At 40.2% G+C, this 20909-nt stretch carries 22 protein-coding genes and 1 tRNA gene; 14 read left to right on the top strand and 9 right to left on the bottom strand.

Going from position 1 to position 20909, the window contains the following annotated elements:
- Positions 1-84 precede the first annotated feature (84 nt).
- From GO816_RS05125 to GO816_RS05085, 10 genes are all read left to right on the top strand, one after another.
- Complete coding sequence (locus GO816_RS05125; protein WP_157540287.1) at positions 85-915, top strand: sigma-70 family RNA polymerase sigma factor; 831 nt, start codon at positions 85-87, stop codon at positions 913-915.
- The gene (locus tag GO816_RS05120; RefSeq protein ID WP_157540286.1) at positions 915-1991 is read left to right on the top strand and encodes a hypothetical protein; all 1077 of its coding nucleotides are present in this window, start codon (positions 915-917) and stop codon (positions 1989-1991) included. The genes GO816_RS05125 and GO816_RS05120 overlap by 1 nt, the downstream gene beginning before the upstream one ends.
- 264 nt (positions 1992-2255) lie before the next feature.
- Positions 2256-2504: a hypothetical protein gene (locus GO816_RS05115; protein ID WP_157540285.1), complete on the top strand. Its 249-nt coding sequence runs from the start codon at positions 2256-2258 to the stop codon at positions 2502-2504.
- Between the two features lie 306 nt (positions 2505-2810).
- The gene (locus GO816_RS05110) at positions 2811-3479 is read left to right on the top strand and encodes a tyrosine-type recombinase/integrase (RefSeq protein WP_198171418.1); all 669 of its coding nucleotides are present in this window, start codon (positions 2811-2813) and stop codon (positions 3477-3479) included.
- A 47-nt stretch (positions 3480-3526) separates the two neighbouring features.
- Positions 3527-4534: a hypothetical protein gene (locus tag GO816_RS05105; RefSeq protein WP_157540283.1), complete on the top strand. Its 1008-nt coding sequence runs from the start codon at positions 3527-3529 to the stop codon at positions 4532-4534.
- Between the two features lie 86 nt (positions 4535-4620).
- Complete coding sequence (locus GO816_RS05100) at positions 4621-4896, top strand: helix-turn-helix domain-containing protein (protein WP_157540282.1); 276 nt, start codon at positions 4621-4623, stop codon at positions 4894-4896.
- 38 nt (positions 4897-4934) lie between these two features.
- Complete coding sequence (locus GO816_RS05095; protein WP_157540281.1) at positions 4935-6155, top strand: site-specific integrase; 1221 nt, start codon at positions 4935-4937, stop codon at positions 6153-6155.
- Positions 6156-6158: 3 nt separating this feature from the next.
- Positions 6159-6926 carry a metallophosphoesterase gene (locus GO816_RS05090; protein WP_157540280.1) on the top strand — a complete coding sequence of 256 codons (768 nt, stop codon included), beginning with the start codon at positions 6159-6161 and terminating at the stop codon, positions 6924-6926.
- Between the two features lie 364 nt (positions 6927-7290).
- Positions 7291-7452: a hypothetical protein gene (locus tag GO816_RS18675; protein WP_198171417.1), complete on the top strand. Its 162-nt coding sequence runs from the start codon at positions 7291-7293 to the stop codon at positions 7450-7452.
- A gap of 12 nt (positions 7453-7464) precedes the next feature.
- The gene (locus GO816_RS05085) at positions 7465-8136 is read left to right on the top strand and encodes a hypothetical protein (RefSeq protein WP_157540279.1); all 672 of its coding nucleotides are present in this window, start codon (positions 7465-7467) and stop codon (positions 8134-8136) included.
- Positions 8137-8277: 141 nt separating this feature from the next.
- Here GO816_RS05085 and GO816_RS05080 read toward each other — a convergent pair whose 3' ends face one another.
- Together GO816_RS05080 and GO816_RS05075 are read right to left on the bottom strand one after the other, a co-directional pair.
- Positions 8278-9495 carry a site-specific integrase gene (locus GO816_RS05080; RefSeq protein WP_157540278.1) on the bottom strand — a complete coding sequence of 406 codons (1218 nt, stop codon included), beginning with the start codon at positions 9493-9495 and terminating at the stop codon, positions 8278-8280.
- Between the two features lie 253 nt (positions 9496-9748).
- A tRNA-Asp gene (locus tag GO816_RS05075) sits at positions 9749-9822 on the bottom strand.
- Positions 9823-10089: 267 nt separating this feature from the next.
- Here GO816_RS05075 and GO816_RS05070 point away from each other — a divergent pair.
- Positions 10090-10851, top strand: a complete 762-nt coding sequence (locus GO816_RS05070; protein ID WP_157540277.1) for a hypothetical protein — start codon at positions 10090-10092, stop codon at positions 10849-10851.
- A gap of 15 nt (positions 10852-10866) precedes the next feature.
- On the opposite strand, the gene GO816_RS05065 is transcribed toward GO816_RS05070, so the two are convergent.
- Complete coding sequence (locus GO816_RS05065; RefSeq protein WP_157540276.1) at positions 10867-11127, bottom strand: hypothetical protein; 261 nt, start codon at positions 11125-11127, stop codon at positions 10867-10869.
- Positions 11128-11308: 181 nt separating this feature from the next.
- Between GO816_RS05065 and GO816_RS05060 the strand changes: the two genes are divergently transcribed.
- Entirely contained in the window at positions 11309-12055 is a 747-nt protein-coding gene (locus GO816_RS05060; RefSeq protein ID WP_157540275.1) for a hypothetical protein, read from the top strand.
- Between the two features lie 56 nt (positions 12056-12111).
- Here the strand turns inward: GO816_RS05060 and GO816_RS05055 are convergent, their stop codons facing one another.
- From GO816_RS05055 to GO816_RS05035, 5 genes are all read right to left on the bottom strand, one after another.
- Positions 12112-12687, bottom strand: coding sequence for a DUF1543 domain-containing protein (locus tag GO816_RS05055; protein ID WP_157540274.1), 576 nt, complete (start codon positions 12685-12687; stop codon positions 12112-12114).
- 46 nt (positions 12688-12733) lie between these two features.
- Complete coding sequence (locus tag GO816_RS05050) at positions 12734-13189, bottom strand: ferritin-like domain-containing protein (protein WP_157540273.1); 456 nt, start codon at positions 13187-13189, stop codon at positions 12734-12736.
- A 29-nt stretch (positions 13190-13218) separates the two neighbouring features.
- Complete coding sequence (locus GO816_RS05045) at positions 13219-14934, bottom strand: FAD/NAD(P)-binding protein (RefSeq protein ID WP_157540272.1); 1716 nt, start codon at positions 14932-14934, stop codon at positions 13219-13221.
- Positions 14935-15045: 111 nt separating this feature from the next.
- Complete coding sequence (locus GO816_RS05040; RefSeq protein WP_157540271.1) at positions 15046-15516, bottom strand: hypothetical protein; 471 nt, start codon at positions 15514-15516, stop codon at positions 15046-15048.
- Between the two features lie 139 nt (positions 15517-15655).
- Positions 15656-16705 (bottom strand): helix-turn-helix transcriptional regulator, encoded by a 1050-nt coding sequence (locus tag GO816_RS05035; protein WP_157540270.1) that lies wholly within the window; start codon positions 16703-16705, stop codon positions 15656-15658.
- Between the two features lie 204 nt (positions 16706-16909).
- Between GO816_RS05035 and GO816_RS05030 the strand changes: the two genes are divergently transcribed.
- Both GO816_RS05030 and GO816_RS05025 read left to right on the top strand, forming a co-directional pair.
- Positions 16910-18364, top strand: coding sequence for an RtcB family protein (locus tag GO816_RS05030; protein WP_157540269.1), 1455 nt, complete (start codon positions 16910-16912; stop codon positions 18362-18364).
- Positions 18365-18422: 58 nt separating this feature from the next.
- Complete coding sequence (locus GO816_RS05025; protein ID WP_157540268.1) at positions 18423-19847, top strand: hypothetical protein; 1425 nt, start codon at positions 18423-18425, stop codon at positions 19845-19847.
- Between the two features lie 620 nt (positions 19848-20467).
- Here GO816_RS05025 and GO816_RS05020 read toward each other — a convergent pair.
- Positions 20468-20908 carry a hypothetical protein gene (locus GO816_RS05020; RefSeq protein ID WP_157540267.1) on the bottom strand — a complete coding sequence of 147 codons (441 nt, stop codon included), beginning with the start codon at positions 20906-20908 and terminating at the stop codon, positions 20468-20470.
- Position 20909: the final 1 nt, after the last annotated feature.

Below are 20909 nucleotides of genomic sequence, written 5' to 3'. Positions count from 1 at the left end.
GTTGTATTAAACAACCCTAATGTTGTGTTTTACAACCCGTTTGTGGTTCGCTACACGGTGTACCCGAGGTAATTTGCGATTGCAATGCCACCAATACAACAAAAACCGGTCAAATATAATCAAGCGTTTCATAAACACTTTACTATGTTTAAAGAAGCGCAGGAAACCGGTTTTGCCTTTTTTTACCGGGAATTATATTCCAGGTACTATATCATGGCATTGCGGATGGTGAAACAGGACATCGCAGCTACCTGTGTCGCACAGGAAGCTTTTTTGCGCCTGTGGCAACGCAGGGAAAGTATCAATAGCCTATCACATCTAACAGATTTTCTATATAGGCAGATTAAGCAAGCCGCCTATGATTACTACGCGCAATCATCCACGAAGTTTTACCGTGGCCTTATTCAGATCGATGGCATAGAACATGCGGCTGAATACTTACTGCCTGATGTTAGCACAACCTATCCATCAGACAATCTTCCTGCATCGGATGACGAAACCTACAATGAGTTGGAAGCGCAACGCACACAATTATATGCCGTTTTGCCCGATCTACCAGAAAAACAACAGCAGGTTGTTGGCCTGTTATTACGCTACAGCTTGGACTATGAGCGTGTTGCCTGGCACTTAGGCGGTGTTTCTTGTTATGTGGCCGCCAAACAAATTGAGAAGACCATTGCCCTACTCAAAAGCATATTGGTCAATGGCGCTAATCTTTCCGGCAACCAGATCGCTAAAAAACAACTGGTAATTAGCGGAGAGCTAACCGAGGAACAGGCTAATATTCTACGCTACCGATATGAATTAAGCTATAGCTTTCAAGAGATTGCTGAACTGATGAATATCCGGCAGGCTGAGGTACAACGTTCATTTGTTCAGGCCCATCAAAGGATGAGAAAGGAGAAAGCTGCCTGATGTATACGCAAAAGATCCAAATATTCATTGACCGCAATAATGAAGCGGAGGTTAAGGCGTACCAGGAAAAGCTATATAGCTGGCAAAAAATCGCATTCAAAGGCGCGAACTACATCTATACGCACCTTTTTTTGCAGGAACAAATAAAGGAAGTATTGTATATTAATGAAGGTACACGTGCCAAACTTTGCAGTATTAACGTTGATGAGGACGGGATATTAACGAGCTCACAAATGAACTCCACATACAGGTTATTGTCCGACCGGTTTATGGGTGAGATCCCTACGGATATATTAAATACATTGAATGGCCGGTTACACGTCACCTACCAGCAGGAGCGAAAACTCTACTATACAGGTGAGCGGTCATTGACTAACTTTAAACGTGATATCAATTTGCCTTTCAGCACCGTCAGCATAAAACGGTTCGACATGGCCGAGGACGGCAAAAATTTCCGGTTTAACTTGTTCGGGGTGCCGTTCATCACGTGGATAGGCAAAGGTTACGACAAGCGTGATTTCTTACGCGATGTATTCAGGGGAAAGACTAAAATATCCGGGTGCTTTTTGAAGCTGGACAAGACCAGGATATATTTATATGCTTCTTATAAACCAGAAGCGGCAGCTCATCCCTTAGATGAGGCCGTCATTGCCGAAGCCTCACTATCTCCTCAACAACCAATCACAGTAAAGATCGGTAACCAAAGTTTTGCTATCGGAAACAAAGAAGAGTTCTTTTACAGGAGGTTGGCTATACAAGGAGCTTATAAACGGGCGCAACAAAGCGTCAACTATAACCGCAGCGAAAACGGTATGAGACGGCAGCATAAGAATTTAGAACGCTTTAAAGGTTTGGAACACCGGTACTGCGAGCAGCAGACCCATAAATACAGCAAACGGCTGATCGATATTTGTGTCCGAAACGGTGCAGGAACCCTTTTATTGGTTGGTCAGGAAAATAAGGAGGCTACGGCAAAGGAAGATGCCCTACTGATCCGCAACTGGGGTTACCAAAGTTTAAAAGATAAAATTGCCTATAAGGCAGCTGCGGCAGGTATTATCCTGATCGTTGAATAAAAATTGAAAATTAGCAAATTGAATATAGGTAAGATAAGAGTTCAGTTAATAAATAGTGAGGCTGCCTGTACAGCCGTAGGGTGAGCAATGATTGTCTCACTAAACGCACCATGAGCTTCGGCTATGGTAAATGTATACAGTTCCGCCGGAGTGATCCTACCTAATATTGTTTGGGCATTACGATTACTTGAGCAAAGCGTTTTGTAGTTTCACATGGTTATGAATATTAAGGAACTTTTTTCAGCCCTTAATCTCAGCGATGAGATGGTTAGTCAAATATTTGAGGGTATTAACGATTATAACATTGGGAACCCATCGGCAAAAATGCGTAAGCTTCGTCCCGAAGACCACATTGATGTGATCAAGATGAGCCATATGCCGTTCATTGGAAAAGCATTAGCCCAAACACAAAACCGGCAGTTTCTGGACGATGAAAAGGAGCGGCCTTTAAATAATATGGTTTATGCCGCAATTTTCGCCTCCCTGGAACTAGAGAAATATTACCGTACTTAATACATGTTTGGAACCAACTATACATGACAACTTCTTCCTTTAACTTTTTAATCACCAAAAGGCGATCTATGCCCAATGAATGATATAGCTATAAACGACAAATCTACCGGCACACTATTCCGCCGGGCACTTGACAAAAAACTCACTTCCGGTATTAGTAGGCAACATCAGGATAGCCTTCGCTATGTTTACAACCACTTCATGACTTTTTTGGGTGATGAAGGGCGGGAGAAACCGCTCAAAAGCCTGACCACAGGGCAGATCGAGATCTTTCTTCAGCAATTCAATACTTCGGCCACGCATTACATGAACAAAAGACGTGACCTGAGTGTGCTTTTTAATACCGCTTGCAGGTTGATCGATAAAAACCTGATGACGATCAGGAAAACAGAGGTACGGCGCATTAAGGCCACCCTTCATTTGGCGTATGAAAGAGAGCAATTGCAACCCGTGCTTGATTTTTTGAAAGTGAACCATACCAACCTGTACCGCTGTGCACTGATGACCTACGGCTGTTTGCTCCGTCCGCATGAAGAAATACGCTTATTAACCAAAGGCCACTTTAAAATGAATAACACGGAGATTCACCTGGATGGTACGGAAAACAAGGGTGGCCGGGTAAGGACCGTTTTTGTGCCTGATTACGTGAGGGAGGAACTGGAGCCGGTATTAAATACTATTGGCAGGGATGACAACATTTTTAGCCTGAACAAAGAGCCATTTAATAACAGCTACTTCGCCAAGCAATGGTCCCGTGAAAAAAAGAAACTGCTAAGCCATGGGTTGATCTATCCCAAGCAAACGCTATACTCATTCCGGCATACAGCAGCCATTGATGTCTTTCGACGTACGAAGGATGTTTATATGGTGCAGAAGATCATGGGGCACTCTTCTGTGCTGGTCACGCTCAAATACCTGCGAAGCCTGGGCGAATTCAATACGGAGGAACTCAGATCAGTAGCACCGGTATTATGATCAGGTTAACACGTGAAGACCTGTACCAAATGGTTTGGGAATCGCCAATGACGGATATCGCTCAGAAATATACCATATCCGATGTGGGATTCAGAAAGCTCTGCATCAGGCTAAATATTCCCTTCCCTAAAAGTGGCGATTGGACGAAGATCAGGTCAGGTCATCTGGTGGAGCGTCCGGTGTTGCCTGTTAAGCATAAAGGAAAAGGCTATGCCGAACTGGAAGAGCGCCCAGCGGAGAAGTCTGTTAAACAAGTTTCGGAACTGGACTTGCTCATTAAGCAGATCAGTCGCGAAAAATTGCCTTTTAAAGTACCGGATAGATTGACAAGGCCCGACCCACTAATTGTTGCCGCCAAAGAAAGCTTAGCTAAGCTTACAGATATTAATCATCCAGGAATGGCTGTAACTGGAAAGGGTCAATTAGATATTCGGGTAACTACCGCGAATGTTGGCCGGGCACTTCGATTTATGGATACGCTGATCAAGTGTGTCAGGGCAAGAGGGCACATTTTTAAAGCTGAAAGCGATGGCAATTATGTGGTTATTCACAAATTGAGGCTTCGGGTAAATTTTCGAGAGCGCACCACACGAGTTAGGGTGCTCGATAAGCCTTACCAGGACTACGAATGGCAGCCAAACGGTAAACTGGTTTTTCGACTGGACAGCAGATTAAAAGCCGAATGGCAGGACTTGAAAACCCAGCTGTTGGAAGATCAGCTCCCGAAAGTGTTAGCCAAATTGGAGCTGGCGGCTAAACAGGAGGAGGCTTATTTGACCAATGCACAGGTATGGCAGCAAAACTGGGAACGGCAGCGAAAGGCGCAAGCGGAATGGGATGCAGAGCAGCGTAAGGAATTAGGAGATTTCAAGGAACTCGTTAGCCGCGCAAAGCAATGGAAGCTCGCTCAGTTACTCAGGGAGTATATCGCCACGGTTCGGGAGCCTGATAATGACTGGCTGGCTTGGGCAAAACAGAAAGCAAATTGGCTTGACCCGATTATCATGGCTGAAGATGAATGGATGAAATCAGTGAACCGAAATGATTTTCTATAGTGTTAGCTAATGGGCGTATTGTCGAAGAAGTGCCCATTCGGCCTCGCACAGCTTGTTATTATTAATGATACTAAACAGACTTATTAATGCAATTGGATGAATTATTAACAAAAAAGGATTTGCAGGATTTTAAAGCAGAACTCTTTGAATTATTGAAACCGATATTAGAAAACAAAAACCTCTATCAAAAGAAATGGCTAAAAACAAAAGATGTCAGGGAAATACTGAATATATCGAATAATACCCTTCAGAATCTTCGTGTTGAAGGAAAACTTGGTTATACAAAAATAGGCGGAATATTCTACTATAAGCCGGAAGATATCGATGCCATGTTGGCTAAGGCTGAAAAAAAAAGCCCATAGCAATTGTTGAAAAAGCCGGAGTCTACACCTTTGGAATCTTGTTTTATCTTAAGAAAAGAACAGGGGAAGACAAACCAAATATCCCGATTTACATGCGTATCACCATGGGCGGTCGGCGTACTGAGTGGTTCACTGGCCGACATTGCACAGAAAGTGAATGGGACGGGGGAGCAAAGCGGATCAAAGGCACAAAGGAATACGCTCGATCTATTAATAGCTGGCTCGACCTGCTGTATTCTAAAGCACATTCTTGCAGGCAGGAGCTTTATGCAACTGGTAAGGCATTTTCGCCAATGCACATTAAAAAAATGTTGGTTGGCGAAGAGCTTGAACCACCCAAAATGTTGTCTCATGCCTGGGACTACCACACCAACCAGATCGCAGGGCTTTTAGGCAAAGGTTTTACACCAGCGACCTTACAAAAGTATAAGTCGACTTATAGGGTCTTAAAAAAATTTCTATTGCTGAAAACCCAATCGGAAGATATCAGATTAGACGATATTGGCTTCCAATTGGTGAGAGATTTCGATTATTATTTAAAAGCTGATTATGGTGTGAAAATTAATACCGCAGTGCAGATGGTTAAGAAATTAAGAACGATTATGAAGGTTGCCAATGAGATCGGCTGGGCTAAGCGGAATCCCTTCGTAGCCTACCGGGCAAAGAAAGAGGAAGTTTTCCGGGAGTTCCTAACAACTGAGGAACTTCGCGATCTCACAATCAAAAAAGTAAAAAAGCGGTTGAATCTGACACGTGATCTTTTTCTATTTAGTTGTTATACAGGGTTATCCTACGCAGATATCATAAAGCTTAAGAGTGGTGATATTTTGAAAGGAGATGACGGAGGGATATGGCTTCAGACACACCGCGTGAAGAATAATAATCGGGTACGGCTGCCTTTGCTTGCACCCGCATTAAAGCTCATTAACCATTATAAAGATTTTCCCCGTTATCTGGATGAGGATTTTTTGCTCCCTAAGATCAGTAATGGAAGAGCAAATTTTTACCTTAAAGAGATCGCAAGATCAATGGGATGGACAAAGTGGTTGACTTTTCATTGTGCAAGACATACGTTTGCAACGACGGTAACCCTAACTAACGGCGTACCGATCGAAACTGTAGGACAAATGCTTGGTCATAAAAATATTCGCTCAACTCAGATCTATGCAAGGGTAACTGATACCAAGGTAAGTGTAGATATGAAATCATTAAAGAAAAAACATGCCGGTCAGGAGCTAGTATTAACCACTGAAGATTAATTTATGAAAATACAATTTGCATCCGACCTCCATTTGGAGTTTGCGGAGAACAAAACATTCATTGCGAAAAACCCACTCGAGCCAGCTGGTGATATATTAATCTTGGCCGGCGATATAATTCCGCTACGTGACATCGATCATTACAAAAGTTTCTTTGATCTTCTTTCGGACAGTTATAGCCATGTTTATTGGGTACCTGGGAACCATGAATACTATGGATTTGATATCGCTAACAAACGTGGCTCATTTCATGAAAAGATCCAAGCGAATATCAGTCTCCTTAACAACGAGGTGGTTTTATTGAATGGAACCCGTTTTTGCTTTACGACATTGTGGTCTAATGTTTCAAAAGAAAATGCCTTTTATATTGAACGGGGATTATCTGATTTTCACCAGATCAGGCTTGAAGGTAAAAGACTTACGATAGAGCTTTACAATCAAATGCATGCTGATGCTGTATCTTTTCTCGAAGCAGCATTTAACTGTAGTCTATTGAGCAATCAGAAAAGCATTGTCGTCTCACATCATGTACCGACCTTTCAGCATTATCCAAGCAAATACCGCGGTAGCGTTTTAAATGAAGCGTTTGCCACAGATATGGATAGGCTGATTGAATCGTCCGGTGCAGAATACTGGATCTATGGTCATAACCACGCTTTAACGCCGGAATTTAAAATTGGTAAAACTAAGCTGGTCACCAATCAGCTTGGCTATGTGTTGCAGAATGAGCACCGGAAATTTAATCAGGCTAAACTGCTTCACTTTGGGTGAAAATGCAAACATTAAAAGTATTTAGCAAGACGAACCCTAAAGCATGTATTCAGTTAGGATTATTTACCCTCACTTCATTACAGGTTTTTCAAATTTTTACCCTCACTATGTTACATGGCTAATATTCAAACTTAATAGGCGAGCCTTAGAAATCCATTTTAATATTACAGATGTTTAAACTAAGGAACTTTAATGTACTTTATTATGAGGGAAGTGTTTCTGGTAATTAAAATAAGAGAATAGGTCTTGCTGTTTCGTTTATACAAGTGATCATAGGATAGAAGATGCTAATTGTAAGGACAAAGATGTTGCATGTATAGAACCTAATGATTAGATTTGTGTTAATAGGAAAGAAAGAGATCCAATGAGTGATAAAGATATTGAATTACTTATTGAGTTAGCTAATGCTAAACTTGATAAAGGTGTTTCTGAACAAGAAGCATTGAACTCTTTTGTCAATGCAGGTATCATGGATAATGAGGGTGCTTATACCGAACCGTATAAGGAACTTGAGGAAATAGCCTAATAATACTCTCCTATGTATGACATCCGCCCCAATTTAGTTATTGGATTCCATGGATGTGACAAATCAATTGCGGATAAGCTTGTTGCTAATCAAGCTGTGATTGAAAAAAGCGAAAAGCCTTACGACTGGTTAGGACATGGAATGTACTTTTGGGAAAACAACCTAGAACGTGCATGGTTATGGGCCAAAGATAAAGAACAGAGGGGCCAGATTAAAGAAGCCTCCGTTGTTGGCGCTGTGTTGCAACTTGGCAACTGCTTGGATTTTCTTGACAGCAAGTATTTAAGTCTTCTTTCTGTTTATTATAAGTTGATGGTAGCTAATTTTGAAGCACTTAAGAAACCTATCCCTAAGAACAAGGACGTAAAGCAAGATGAGCATAAAGATAAACTTATCCGGGAATTGGACTGTGCGCTAATTGAATTCATGCATGAACAGATCTTTTCAGATTACCAGCAGGAGATCGTTGCCAACGGAGGATATACCAATGTAAAATTGTTCGATTCAACCCGTGGTGTGTTTACTGAAGGCGGGGAGGCGTTCCCTGGTTCCGCTATACAGATGAAGAGTCATATACAGATCTGCATAAGAAACTTTAATTCTATAAAGGGTTTCTTTTTACCCCGTGATGAAAAAGATTTTGTTACTGTTCTCAAAGAAGAATACGCCAGAAAAGCTGAATAATTATTGGTAAGTGGTCTATTGATTTTATTCATTCATGTGGTCAATATTTGCAATGTTTTGTCAGAAGTCGATGTAAGTATAAGAGAGCTTATACAAAATCGTCAACTACCAAGGATCTCTCGATAGTTGACGTAAGACAACTTAGCCTACAGCTAATTTCTTCCTTAATTGTTGCATATCAGAACTGATTTTATGATCCATGACCTTAGCGTAGATTTGTGTAGTTTTAATGCTGGTATGTCCCATCATCTTTGCCACGCTTTCAATAGGAACGCCGTTATTTAGCGTTACAGTAGTAGCAAAGGTGTGCCTTGCAATGTGAAAGGTCAAAGGCTTTTCAATTTTGCATAAATCAGCTATCTCTTTAAGATAAGCATTCATTTTTTGATTGCTCATTACTGGAAGCAGCGTGTCCTTAATTACGCACTGCGGATGATACTCATAGGTGTGAATAATTGATAGGGCAACCGGTAAAACTGGTATTCTGGAAAGCGTGTCTGTTTTCTGCCTGTTGGTATAAATCCACAAGTCGCCATCTACGCCCTTAATAAGTTCCGAACGTTTTAACTTATGGACGTCCACATAAGCCAGACCAGTATAACAGCAAAATACAAACATGTCTCTAACCGTATTTAGGCGCTCTATGCTGAATTTCTTTTTACTTAGCCTGCTAAGTTCCTCTTTGGTGAGAACTTCTCTGTGTACGGCCTTTTGTTTGGGCTTATAGTTGAGATAGGGATCGATGGTCAACCATCCGTTACCGAGGCAGATGCGCACGATCTTACCTAAATTTTTAAGGTACTTGATTGCTGAATTATTTCCGCATTTCCGAACGCTACGTAAATAGTATTCAAAATTATTTAAGAAAGCAAAGTTTACTTTGGTTACCGGTATATCTGAAACGTTATATTCTAGCTGAATAAAGTCTCTGACGTGCATCATGCAAGTTTCATAACGCTGTAACGTGCTTTTCTCAAATTCTTGTCCAACGAGGTTTTTCATCTTAGCATTGTGGTCTTCAAATACTACGAGTAATGTACGCGCCTTTTCAGCTTTACCAATAAATCGGTTCTTTAGTGTTTCAGCAGTGATCGTCTCATCAGATTCAGCCATTCTACGCTGAAGCTCCTGAATCTTAAATTGAATATTGTCTAAGTAAGCGTTTAAAGTTTTGGCGTCTGCCTTCGTCCCAGATGCTCTTCCAGTTACAACATCCCAACTTTTAGGATTACATTTTCGACTTACAGCGAACTCTGTGCGCTGGCCATCCACGGTTATGCGAAGATAAATGGGCATTTCTCCTGACGAATAATTTTTAGGCTTTCTCAGTGAGAAAAGCAGGGAGAGTGTGGTTCTCATGACTTTTGATCAATTAAAAGTTAAACAAATTTGATTAATTGATCATCAGGAATCAAGATGTTCAGTGTATGAACACGCTGTATATTAGCTCCTTGCAAGCTAATTCGGGAGTTCTTTTTGCAGACTTTGAATGACTCCCGAATTACTCGCATATACTATGTGATTTGCTGAATAATTTGGTATGCCTTTAAAATGAAAAACCCCTTAGATGGTGTCATCTAAGGGGTTTTTACTGTTTTTGATATTGAAAAAGCGGAATGGACGGGACTCGAACCCGCGACCCCATGCGTGACAGGCATGTATTCTAACCAGCTGAACTACCACTCCTCCCGTTTGGGACTGCAAATATAGAAATATATTATGCTCATGCAAGCAAGAAAATGTTTGATTTTAGAAAATTGATTTAACAGCTAAGTAGTAACGGAAATATATACCCTTTAATAAAAAGTGTAAACCGTTTAGTTAACTCAACAATGAAATTTAAGGTAGTTGATAGATGTATTTGAGTTCAAGATTGTAATACTACAAAGTTTAAAATCAAGGCTTAGATTAGATAAAGAGATTTTTAGCTAATTTCAATCATTGGTATAGCATATGATATCCCCTAAACCTGACGATTTCAAATTAATACTTTGCGTTTTTCGAGAAGGATTAGTTCGGCAACTTGTTCTTCTTGAAGATGTAAGATCATGGGCTGATCAAATTATCTTGAATACGGAAGAGCCAGATTATTTCTTTAAAGAATTATCTTTGGCTAATACTGAAAATGAAGTAATCCAACTATTAAATGTTTACGTTAGAGAGTTTGAAAATGCCATTTGTACTAGGGTATTGTTGGCATTACTATATCAAAAGTTAGTTGCTAATAATTTTCAGTTCCTCAATGAGATTGCATTACAACAGCTTGGAAGTTTAAACATTTACCGTCTTTTATCGCCTTTTGAGATAGACAGGATTGTGGAACTTGAATATTATGATGTTTATTATGGGAATGATATAACCCAGCTGCAGGTAGATATGATTGATTTTCTTACAAATTATGAGGCATTGAATTTAAACAACTTTGAGGAATGGAATCAAATAAATAATCAGATCGAAGCTGTCTTTAATACTAAACAAGATGAACAAGAATTAATCAACGCTTCCTTTGCGAAAGCTTGGGATGCTCAAAAACGAAAGACAAGAAATAAAAAGCGACTGAAAATTTCTTTTATTTTGATGAGCTATTTAGCTTTTGTAATAGTTGTTGCAGTAATGTTAAACGCATATTTAGCTAACGGATCTTCATTTCTTATCGGGTTTATAGTTTCAACCATCGCTATTTTAAGAAACATTATTGATGGACTTGACGACTAGTTTTTGATTGCAAAATTACCTGCCTGAAAGGAAGCCAACTGATTTGTGTTCCTTTATTTCCGTTGCAAAGCCTTCTAAAAAAAGCTGATCATTTACATACTTCACGCGTAGAGTATTCTCGTCTACCTTAAAGTTCTGAAGTTTGAGTTTCTCGTTAATGATATCTATTACTGCTTTTGTTGCAAATCTTTGGGTTATCTGCAGGTTTTCGTCAATTGCATTAAGCGTAACTTCGGTTACTTTGTATGAAAATCCAAGTATGTTCTTCTCACTCATATGTCTTACTTTATGTTTAACAAGGTAACTATAGTATGGCAGTTTAATATCAATTTTTTAGCCATTGTTTATAATTAAGCATCAACTTAAATTTTGCCGTTTATTAAATCTTATAAAAGACTCTTTTGGTTTAGTGTATAGCAATCTTTTTTTGGTTCATTTACTTATTTATCCTGCAAAAATGTTAAGAATCCTGTTTTTCATATTGTTTTGTGCCACTACAAACGCTTATGCCGGTTGGTATGAATGCTATAATTTCGAAGGCACCATTGGCAAGTTTCCAATAACACTATCTATGCAGGTGCGTAAAGGTTACTTTGGCGAGCCTGCTAAAAAGAAGTTTAACGTTATTGGCGTTTATAAGTATAACAAATACAATTCTCCAATCAGGCTGGAGGGTATATTTGATGAGCGTAGTAAGCAGGTAACGCTTTATGAGGTGTCTGGTAAAAGTTATTCTGCCGTACTGCAGTTTGTTTTTTCCGAAAAGCAATGCCCTGGCTCATGGCAAAATAAGGCAACCGTTAATAAATTGCGCGTGAGTTTAACGTTTGTGTCCAAGCTTTTGGATTTAGAACCTGAGCAAGTATTTTCTGGTGTCGATATACTACAAGCGCAGTCGCTGACACGGTTTTACTTTATAGCATGTTATAACAAGGTTAGCGGTGCTGACAAAGCGGTACTGAGTGAGTTGAAAATTTTCCAAAAAAATAACGGTAAGATATTTCAGGTTATTGATCTATCTAATGTTGAAGATGCTATAGGAAACATAATGACTATTATTTATGATAATTTAGAGGTTGTAGATGCAGAAAAGCAGAAAGTAGGACTATCGAGAAACGTAGGTAACGATCAAGCTCCTTTGATTATTGAGTGGAATGCTTCGTCCAAACGTTTTACGTTAGAGAAGTCTTCAATACATGAATAAGTGCTCGTAAAACTTTTTAAATTGACGGTTATAAACTACTTTGATAAGATCGTCGCTTATAATTTATCCAGTTTAAAATAACCTAAATGTATTTGATCATGTTGGCCATCTGCACACTTGCTAAGTACGATATCATACTTTGATCTGGTTTCGTCAGACAGTACATCGTCAACACGATAAACATCATCTACGTCGATGCCGTATTTTTCATCAATATGAGCACTGGCACTTTTTACACTTGCAATGCTGGCCTCTTTAAAAAAAGGAGTCATAGTTGATGTTTTAATAGCGCCTTTGCGGTCGTCTTGTACTGTAAGCAGCGTGTAGTGTTGCTCTTCCAGTTTACCGCTTTGATAGCCGCCTAAATTAACAAAGAATAGACGTTTGCTGCTTTCAGATGTCTTTACATCAGACTTGGCATTTACCGTAACCGAATAGCCATCAACGTGATTGATTTCACGCCAGCCATCAATGTGTAAGCTGCTCCCGGCCTCCGGCCAAAATTCAATCATTTGAGGCACCAGTTCCTGAAGCGACTTGGCAATTCCGAAGAAATAGTCATGCTGCTCAACTGTACGTTTTAAAGGCTTGGAGCCTAAAAGCACCATAAAAAGTTTAAGTGGTTCTTCCATATAAAAAAAGCTGCGTACTACCGCAGCTTTTTAAGTATTTTGTTATTTATTTAGAGGCATCTCTTAATCCTCTGATGGCATCATGTGCAGCATTAATATCTTGCGATTGTGCGGTTACTGTTTGTAACGCTTCGCCCGAAAGCTGGCCTTCAGTTAACGCAGTTTGATATGCTTTCTTAATTGCATCTTCGCCACGTTCAGCTTCTGAAAGGATGCTTGCACGGTCGCTGCCGCCAAATAATGATTTTACGTCAATCCATGCGCGGTGTAAGGTGCCGCTTACACTGTTGCCAGTTTCTGCTTCGCCACCACGTGCTGCTGTCAATGCAGTTAACTCTTGGCTAAACTTACGGCTTTGTGCCGAGTACTCCTGAAAAATGGCTTTTAAATCAATGTTCTCATCATTAATATCAGCAATAGCTTTTTCAAAACCAGCTACGCGGTCATTATTAATTTCAATAAGATCCTGTAATACGTCAATTGTTTTTTCTGTAGATTCCATAGGTATGTTTTTTTATTAGTTAACAGTAATTATGCCAATAGTGTTTTTACAATTGCTACTGATGCGGCCTCGCCAAAGTCCAAACCCGAATAATCAGGGTTGTAACCGCCAATAAATGGCACGGCCATTACGTATATACGCTCGTTGAGTGCGTTGTACTCGTCAACAGCCTGAAAGCTATCATTAATGGTAATACCCGGAACGGTTAGGTAATACCGCCCATCCCTGTCCACACCAACCTGGTCACCTTGTTTTTCCTGCTCTTGCTTTCCTTGCTGCTGATCTCTAAAGTATAGTTTAGCTCTGCTAACTGTTTTGCCATCTACCAGTCCTTTAAAGGGCAATTCATCAAACGACAAATGGGGCTGACCAATACAATCAACAAATGTTTGATAGTGTTCATGATGCTCACCCTGTTCATCAGTATAGTGATAAATGATGCCACCTGTATCTAATGCTTCAACCTTACTGTCATCACCAACCGACACTATATCGAGGTGCCCGGCCTGGTGCATGGCAAGCATTTCTGCAGCTGAGCTTTGAGGTACGTAAGCAATTACGACAGATATTAAAGGCATTAATTCACGTTTTAGACGAAGCATGTCTTCTGCTGAGAAGTATTTGGCCGGATAGTTCATTGCAAAGCTTAAAACGCCGAGCATTTCTTTCCAGTAAATAGATTCGCGACGCTTAATCGATCTGTCTGCTTCGGTGTATTCGGCTGCAAGCAACTTAAAAGCATCAACCCGTTCACGTAGCTCCATAACCTTGCCTACAAACCCTTCAATAGAGAGGTCTTTAATTTCTTCATAATAAGCCGGATCATTTTGTTGTACGCCGGCCTTAAAGTTTTTGTCAAAAACATAATCTAACGGCAGGAAACCGTCGTTTTCTGCTCTTACAGCTGCAATTTCATCTGCAGTAAGTATGGTGTCTTTACCCAGATGAGAATCTTCCAGGTGAAAGCGTAAGGCAGGTAACAAACCGTTGCGCGAGTGCATTTGAATTTTAAAGTCGGGCGAGTCGGCTTTAACCTTATACACAACTTTGCCACGCTCATCTTTATTAAAGGTTCCGTTATATCGGCCTAATGTGCGTATAGCATCAATTGCAGTTAATGATGACCCGCGAACCGCTACCGGATGATTAGCCTTAAAAGTTAATTTTGATGGGGGATAAGGCGAATCATAATAGCCCTCAATTTTACCTTCATGTTTTTTAGGCCACAAATGCCCGGTGCAAATAATTACTCTATCAAACTCAGCACCGCTATCCCCATTCAAGGTTACTGTTACTTTTTCATTTGCAGTGTTATCTGCTACGTCGGTTACTGTGCAGTTAAAGTGAACATTGGTTACTATGCCGGCCTCTTTAGCTTGTTGTTGCAGCAGCTTAAACTGATCGCCCAAATACTGCCCGAATAATAGGCGTGGTAGGGTTTTATACTCGTTAAACTGCTTTGGGTCAATACGAAATTTGTCGAGCGTATCTTTAGGTACAGTGCATATCCACTCGGCAACGAGTGTAACAATATCAGGTATTTCATTGCCTGATACGTTTGTTATATGTTCATCATTAGCGCCATCGGCACTGTAAGGCATGCCCGCACCTAACCGGCCACCTTTTTCAAAAATGTCAATTTCTATATTGCTTCTGCCTGATTCGACTAGTCGCTTGTAAATGAACAATGCACTTGGTCCGCCGCCCAATATTGCTATTTTTAAATGAGGTGTATGACGTGTCAATGGGTAGATATGTTGCTTTTTTTAATAGCAACCATATCTTAACTTTAAAAAATGCTCATTGTGTCGGGAAATTAATGGTTAAACATGTTTTACACCTACACGGAATGCGATTTATCTTTTGATGATGTATCCCGACCCGCTAGCTGCCAGTTCTGACCCATTATACAAAACGTTGTAGAGCGTTGTATAAGGGCAGTCTCCATTCACATTTTTTACCGAGTAAATGATGGCATCATCTGCGTGGTTTCCGGTTTTCATAATCAGCGTATCGCCGGTGCTTTGTATTTTTAACGGCACAAGGAATACTTTTACGTTCGCGTTGCCATACACGGTAGGGCGGATGGTATCTTTTCTATTAACATCGGCTTTACGGAAAAAGTAAAGGTCTTTAACCTGATACCGAGGTGTAGCAGAAAAAAACAGATTTTCTGATGTTGCAGCATCTACTATGTTTAGCGGCAACACCAATTGTGGTCTTGGTTCGCAGCCTATTACCGGTTCATCGGCTTCTTTAATACATGAAGAAACTGAAACTAAAATACCTGCAATTATAGTAAGGGTAAAAATGAAACTATGCCGCATGATACCTGCTTTAAGTTTGTTAAAGGTTACTTAAACCAATACGCGGACTTTTTATGAAACGTAACACATCATGCTCTTAAATATATTAAGAAATGAATATATAAGGAAGGGAGTGTTTACAGGAGAGCTACAGTTGCATTTACCTTGCCGTTTCTTCCGCCTCATCATCACGCTGCTCCTGTTTATATCCTTCCAAAGCTTTCCAAAACTGCTCCTTTATTTGTTTAACCAATATGCGCGGGCCTAACACCCGTATCTTAGCGCCAAAGCCTAACAGTTCACGCTCCAGTTCAAAATTTAAAATAACACGTATGCTGAATATTTTGCCGGTTTGATCCTCGCTCAGCAGCTTTTGCGTGTGGTGCAGGGGCTTGGTTATAATATAGGGCGCATTGTCTTTATCTATCCAAAAAACCACCTCACAGTCACGTTGATTAGGGGTTTTGGTTACACCTATAACATCGTTATAATAAGTGGTCAAGTCTAACTCGGTGTTCTCGCGGTAATCGTCAGCGTGTTCTTCAACGGTTTGTATACGATCTAAAGCCAGGGTAAGCAAAGGCGAATTACGCTGGTGTGATTGCCCCAGCACAAACCAGCGGTTACGATACTCTTTAAGCAAATAACCGCTGATGCAAAACGTACTGGGACCACGGGCCTTGAACGATTGATAGGTAACACACAGCGTTCGTTTAGCAACAATGGCTTTCCTAATTACCTCTAGCCACTCCAGGCCTTTTAAATTATCGTTCTTTTCAAAATCAATAACCGGGGCGCTGTGCGTTTTTTGGGTGTAAATTTTGTCTTCCAGTTTGCTTACCATTTCGTTAACGTCGGCAAAGTGACCAAAACCTTTAAACTGCTTTAACAAACCCGAAACCTCGCTCAGTACCTGCATATCCTGTTGATTTAGCGGGCTGTTGGTAATGCTGTACGTTTTATCGGTATAAGTGTAATACTTTTTATCAATTACTGCTATGGGCGCTTCGTAACCCAGCTTGTTGCTGCGCATCATTTCAATATCGGCCTGCACGGTACGGCGGCTTACGCCGGTATCAATACCTTGGTATTCATAAATGGCATCGCTGCATGCTTCAATCAAATCGTCCAGCGTCCACCTTCTTTTGCGATTTTGCAGGCACTGGTCAATGGTACGGTAACGGATGAGGGCATTGCGGTTAACAGGCATTCTTGATTTTGGATGTAGGAAGTTCGATTTCGGACTATTTTTTGATGAAATTATAAATTAATTTTTACTGCGCAAATACGCTGCGCAGTTGTTGTTTCTCTTTGTATTGTTGAAAGGCCAATAGCGTTTAAAACGCCCCCTCTCTCTTAAATTGGAGAGAGGGTTTCCAGCCCGGAGATTATAAATTCAATTATTGCTACAGATATGGAAAAGCATAAAATAAGCAACAACGAATTAAATGCATTAGGCATTGATGATGTAGAAATACTGGTAAACTTTAGCCGCGTGGCTAACGGTTTGCTAAAACACGGCGTAATGGCCAAGCCCGAAATACTGGCCAACTTAGAAGCCTTGATTAACGACCCTATGCCTTATGCCTTAAAGAAAGGCGGTAAGTTCAAAAACCTGGCCGAAGACGTAATAGCCCTGCGTAAAAAAGGGAAATTTATAAAGCAGGAGCGCACCAACTTTAAGCTGAAAGAAGAGATTGCCGATTTCCCGGTATGGGGATTGGAGCATATTGAAGTAGGTGCGCTGGCGCAGATGAAAACTGCGGTACAATTACCTATTGCTGTTGCCGGCGCACTGATGCCCGATGCGCACCAGGGCTATGGCTTGCCTATTGGCGGCGTTTTGGCTACTACGGCCAATACCATTATACCCTTTGCCGTAGGTGTTGATATTGCCTGCCGTATGTGTTTAAGCATTTTTGATTTACCTGCCGAAGCGGTGGATACTGAAACGGACAAGCTGAAAAACATATTGGTAGACAACACTTACTTTGGGATGGGCTGTACTACCAAATCTTACTTTGACAGTTCATTGTTTGATAGCAAAACCTGGAACGAAACCAAAGTTATTCGCTCGTTAAAAGATAAGGCTTATGCGCAGTTAGGCACCAGCGGAACCGGCAACCACTTTGTGGAATGGGGCGAACTGACTATTGCCGAAGGCGCTATGGCTGGCATCCCGGCAGGTAAATACCTGGCTTTGTTGTCACACTCTGGCTCGCGTGGTTTTGGTGGCAGCGTGGCCGACCATTACAGTAAGATAGCCATGACCAAAACCAAGCTGCCTACAGAAGCCAAGCATTTGGCCTGGTTAGACCTGGATAAAGACGAAGGACAAGAATACTGGATAGCCATGAACCTGGCCGGCGAGTATGCCAGCGCCAATCACCACGAAATCCACAATAAAATTGCCCGTGCTTTAGGCCTTAAACCCATGGCAATGGTAGAGAACCACCACAACTTTGCCTGGAAAGAGCAACTAGCCGATGGTACGGAGGTAATGGTACACCGTAAAGGTGCAACCCCGGCCGGCGAAGGTGTGTTGGGTATTATCCCCGGCAGCATGAGTACGCCCGGATTTTTGGTACGCGGTAGAGGTAATACCGAAAGTATTAATTCGGCCAGTCATGGTGCCGGAAGGGCCATGAGCCGTAGCGCCGCCTTTAAAAGGCTGGATAAAGCTTTGATAGCCGCCAACCTGGTTGATAAACGAATTACCCTCATGGGTAGCGACATGGACGAAGCCCCTATGGCCTACAAAGACATCCACGCCGTAATGGCCGCGCAGGAAAATTTGGTAGAGGTACTGGCCAGGTTTGAACCAAGAATTGTAAGGATGGCGGATGCAAGGGAGAAGCCGGAGGATTGAGGCTTTCAAAGTGATATTATTTAAATATTTTTATTAATTAATAATGATACATTATGTTATGGAAAATAAACCAGAAATAATAAAGCAAGCAAACTATGATTTACAACTTCGTGAATTTGAAGGTGGGCTTATAGATTTTTTAGAACAACACAATTTGCCATCAGATAATATATTTGTTAATGTACCGGAAAGAGTTAAAGTTTTTAAAAACCTTGAATCTGTGATTTCACAAATTGATCGCAAAGAAAAAGAGCAATCCTTGTATCTGTCAAAATTTATAGCCGGAGTAGCGTCTGGATTATTTGATGCGGCTTTAAACTATTTATGGGATGAAACAATTATTCAAATCCGAAAAAGAGTTGTTCAATATGATTTGGAATATTTCTACGATAATGCCGTTTCTGGAGATAAAAGAAAAAGACTCAGAGATGAAAGTGATCTTAATAAAGTTGATGATTATGATTTAATTAAAGGGGCTAAAGAAATTGGCCTTATATCGGAATTAGGAGCTAAGCATTTAGAATATATCAATTATATGCGAAATTGGGCAAGTGCTGCACATCCTAATCAGAACGCAATAACTGGTTTACAATTAATTTCGTGGCTCGAAACATGCGTAAATGAGGTTATCTCTTTACCAATATCAAATCAAACCACGAAAATCAAGCAACTCTTAGCTGGGATAAAAACAAGTAGTATATCTTCACAGGAAGCCCAAGAAATCGCAGTTTTCTTTACAAATTTAACACAAGAGCAAGTTAACAATCTGGTCTCTGGCTTCTTTGGTATTTACACTAAGCCTGATACTAATAGTCAAACGCTTCAAAACATTAATCGCCTACTTCCTCTGATTTGGAATAGAGTTGATGAAGATACAAGAGACACCTTTGGATTAAAATATGGAAATTTTGTTGCTGCAAATTACCAACATGAGAAGAAATTATCAAGAGAGTTTTTACAGATTGTTAATGGCGAAAGTTATATCCCTAATGATTTAAGAGGCGTCGAAATTGAAACATCAATTAACAATTTATTAACGGCACACAGGGGCATGAATAATTTTTATAATGAACCCTCATTTGCCAAACAATTACAACGTGTTGTTGGCGACCCTCCAAAACTACCTAAGCAAATAAGTAAAAAATACGTTCTTGCTTTAGTTGAAGTATTTATTACAAATGGCAACGGTATCACTATGGCAGCACAACCAATTTATATTTCTCTTTTATCACAATTGGATTCACATCAAGCAAATGTAGCAGTGTTATCGTTTAATGATTCTAAAGTGTCAGATAAGCTACAGCACAGCTTATGTGCAAGGAAATTCAGAGCAATGATCGAGCTTGTGAAACCAATAGTAACATCCCCTCCAGTAAAAGAATTGATTGAGAAGATTGAGAAATTTTCAAGTAATCTTGATAATTTGAAAAACGATAAATCTATAAAGAATTCTGTTGATAGCTTAAGGATTCTATTGAAATAATGTCAAACGGCTCAATTTCCTCTTTACTACTCTTAAACATAATGCAAGCACTGTCCTATCATTTACAATTAACCTTGAGAGTTAGCTAAAAAACTTAATCTAACTCTTAGGGTATTATACCGTAAAATGAAGTTAAAAAAATAAAAAAGGGGCAGAGCCCCATAAACTAATGTTTTATTATCTGGTGTATTTATGGACATTACTCCAAAGGGGGATATTGCTATCCTACCTTCAATTCATTCCCTTAACCTCTCGGTGAATTTTTATTATTGTCAATAAAATTCCTAATCCGTAGTAAACTACTTTTAGTAGGGTAATTGTAATTACCATTAGGACAAAAATAGAAAGTTTTTCCTCAAGGTGAAATTGAAAATAGCTATTAAGTGAATTTTATTATCTGCAATTTAACCATCATCCCCCTGATAGCGCAAGGATGCCGCATGTGCCCCGCTACCGCAAGGATACCGCTTATGGTCAAGTTATAGATTGACAAAGAAAACGCGATAATCTACAGGGGTTCAACCACAGGCGGGACGCTTGCGGGAGGTGAGGATTAAAGGGTGATCATTATGAGTATACTTATGTGCCAGCTAAGAGCAATGACTTCTTTATAGTGGTTGTTATAGATCAAAATCTGGAAATTGACCCAAGATAATTTCTTTATCATCCTCTTCAACAAGGACACTTATCGAAATTCCGTTTTTAACTTCATATTGTTCGGATTTTGTAGTCGTCCCGTAGAATGAAAATTTACTGTATGTAAAAAGTGAATTAAAATCATGGGTCTGCACATCATTACAATTAATGTATGTATCAGTTGTTAACTTATTATCTTCTGAAGGACGTATTCTTACCAAGGTCTCGTAAGGTAAACCGACTAACTCGAAATAGCGTTTTCTCTTCTCAAATTGAGAAGTACCACAAATTAAAAAAGCAGATTTGTCATCTTTATCACCTACATATAAATGCGGGTGAGGTTCTTGAGAGTTGATCTGTGGGTTAATGAAATAATAGATATTACCGATAACCAAACTTTCTACAAGCACATTAAGAGGTACCATA

It is taken from the genome of Mucilaginibacter aquatilis, assembly GCF_009755275.1.
Taxonomy (GTDB): Bacteria; Bacteroidota; Bacteroidia; order Sphingobacteriales; family Sphingobacteriaceae; genus Mucilaginibacter; species Mucilaginibacter aquatilis.
Note: the sequence above shows the minus strand (reverse complement) of the source record. Positions and strands in the feature narration are given on the sequence as shown.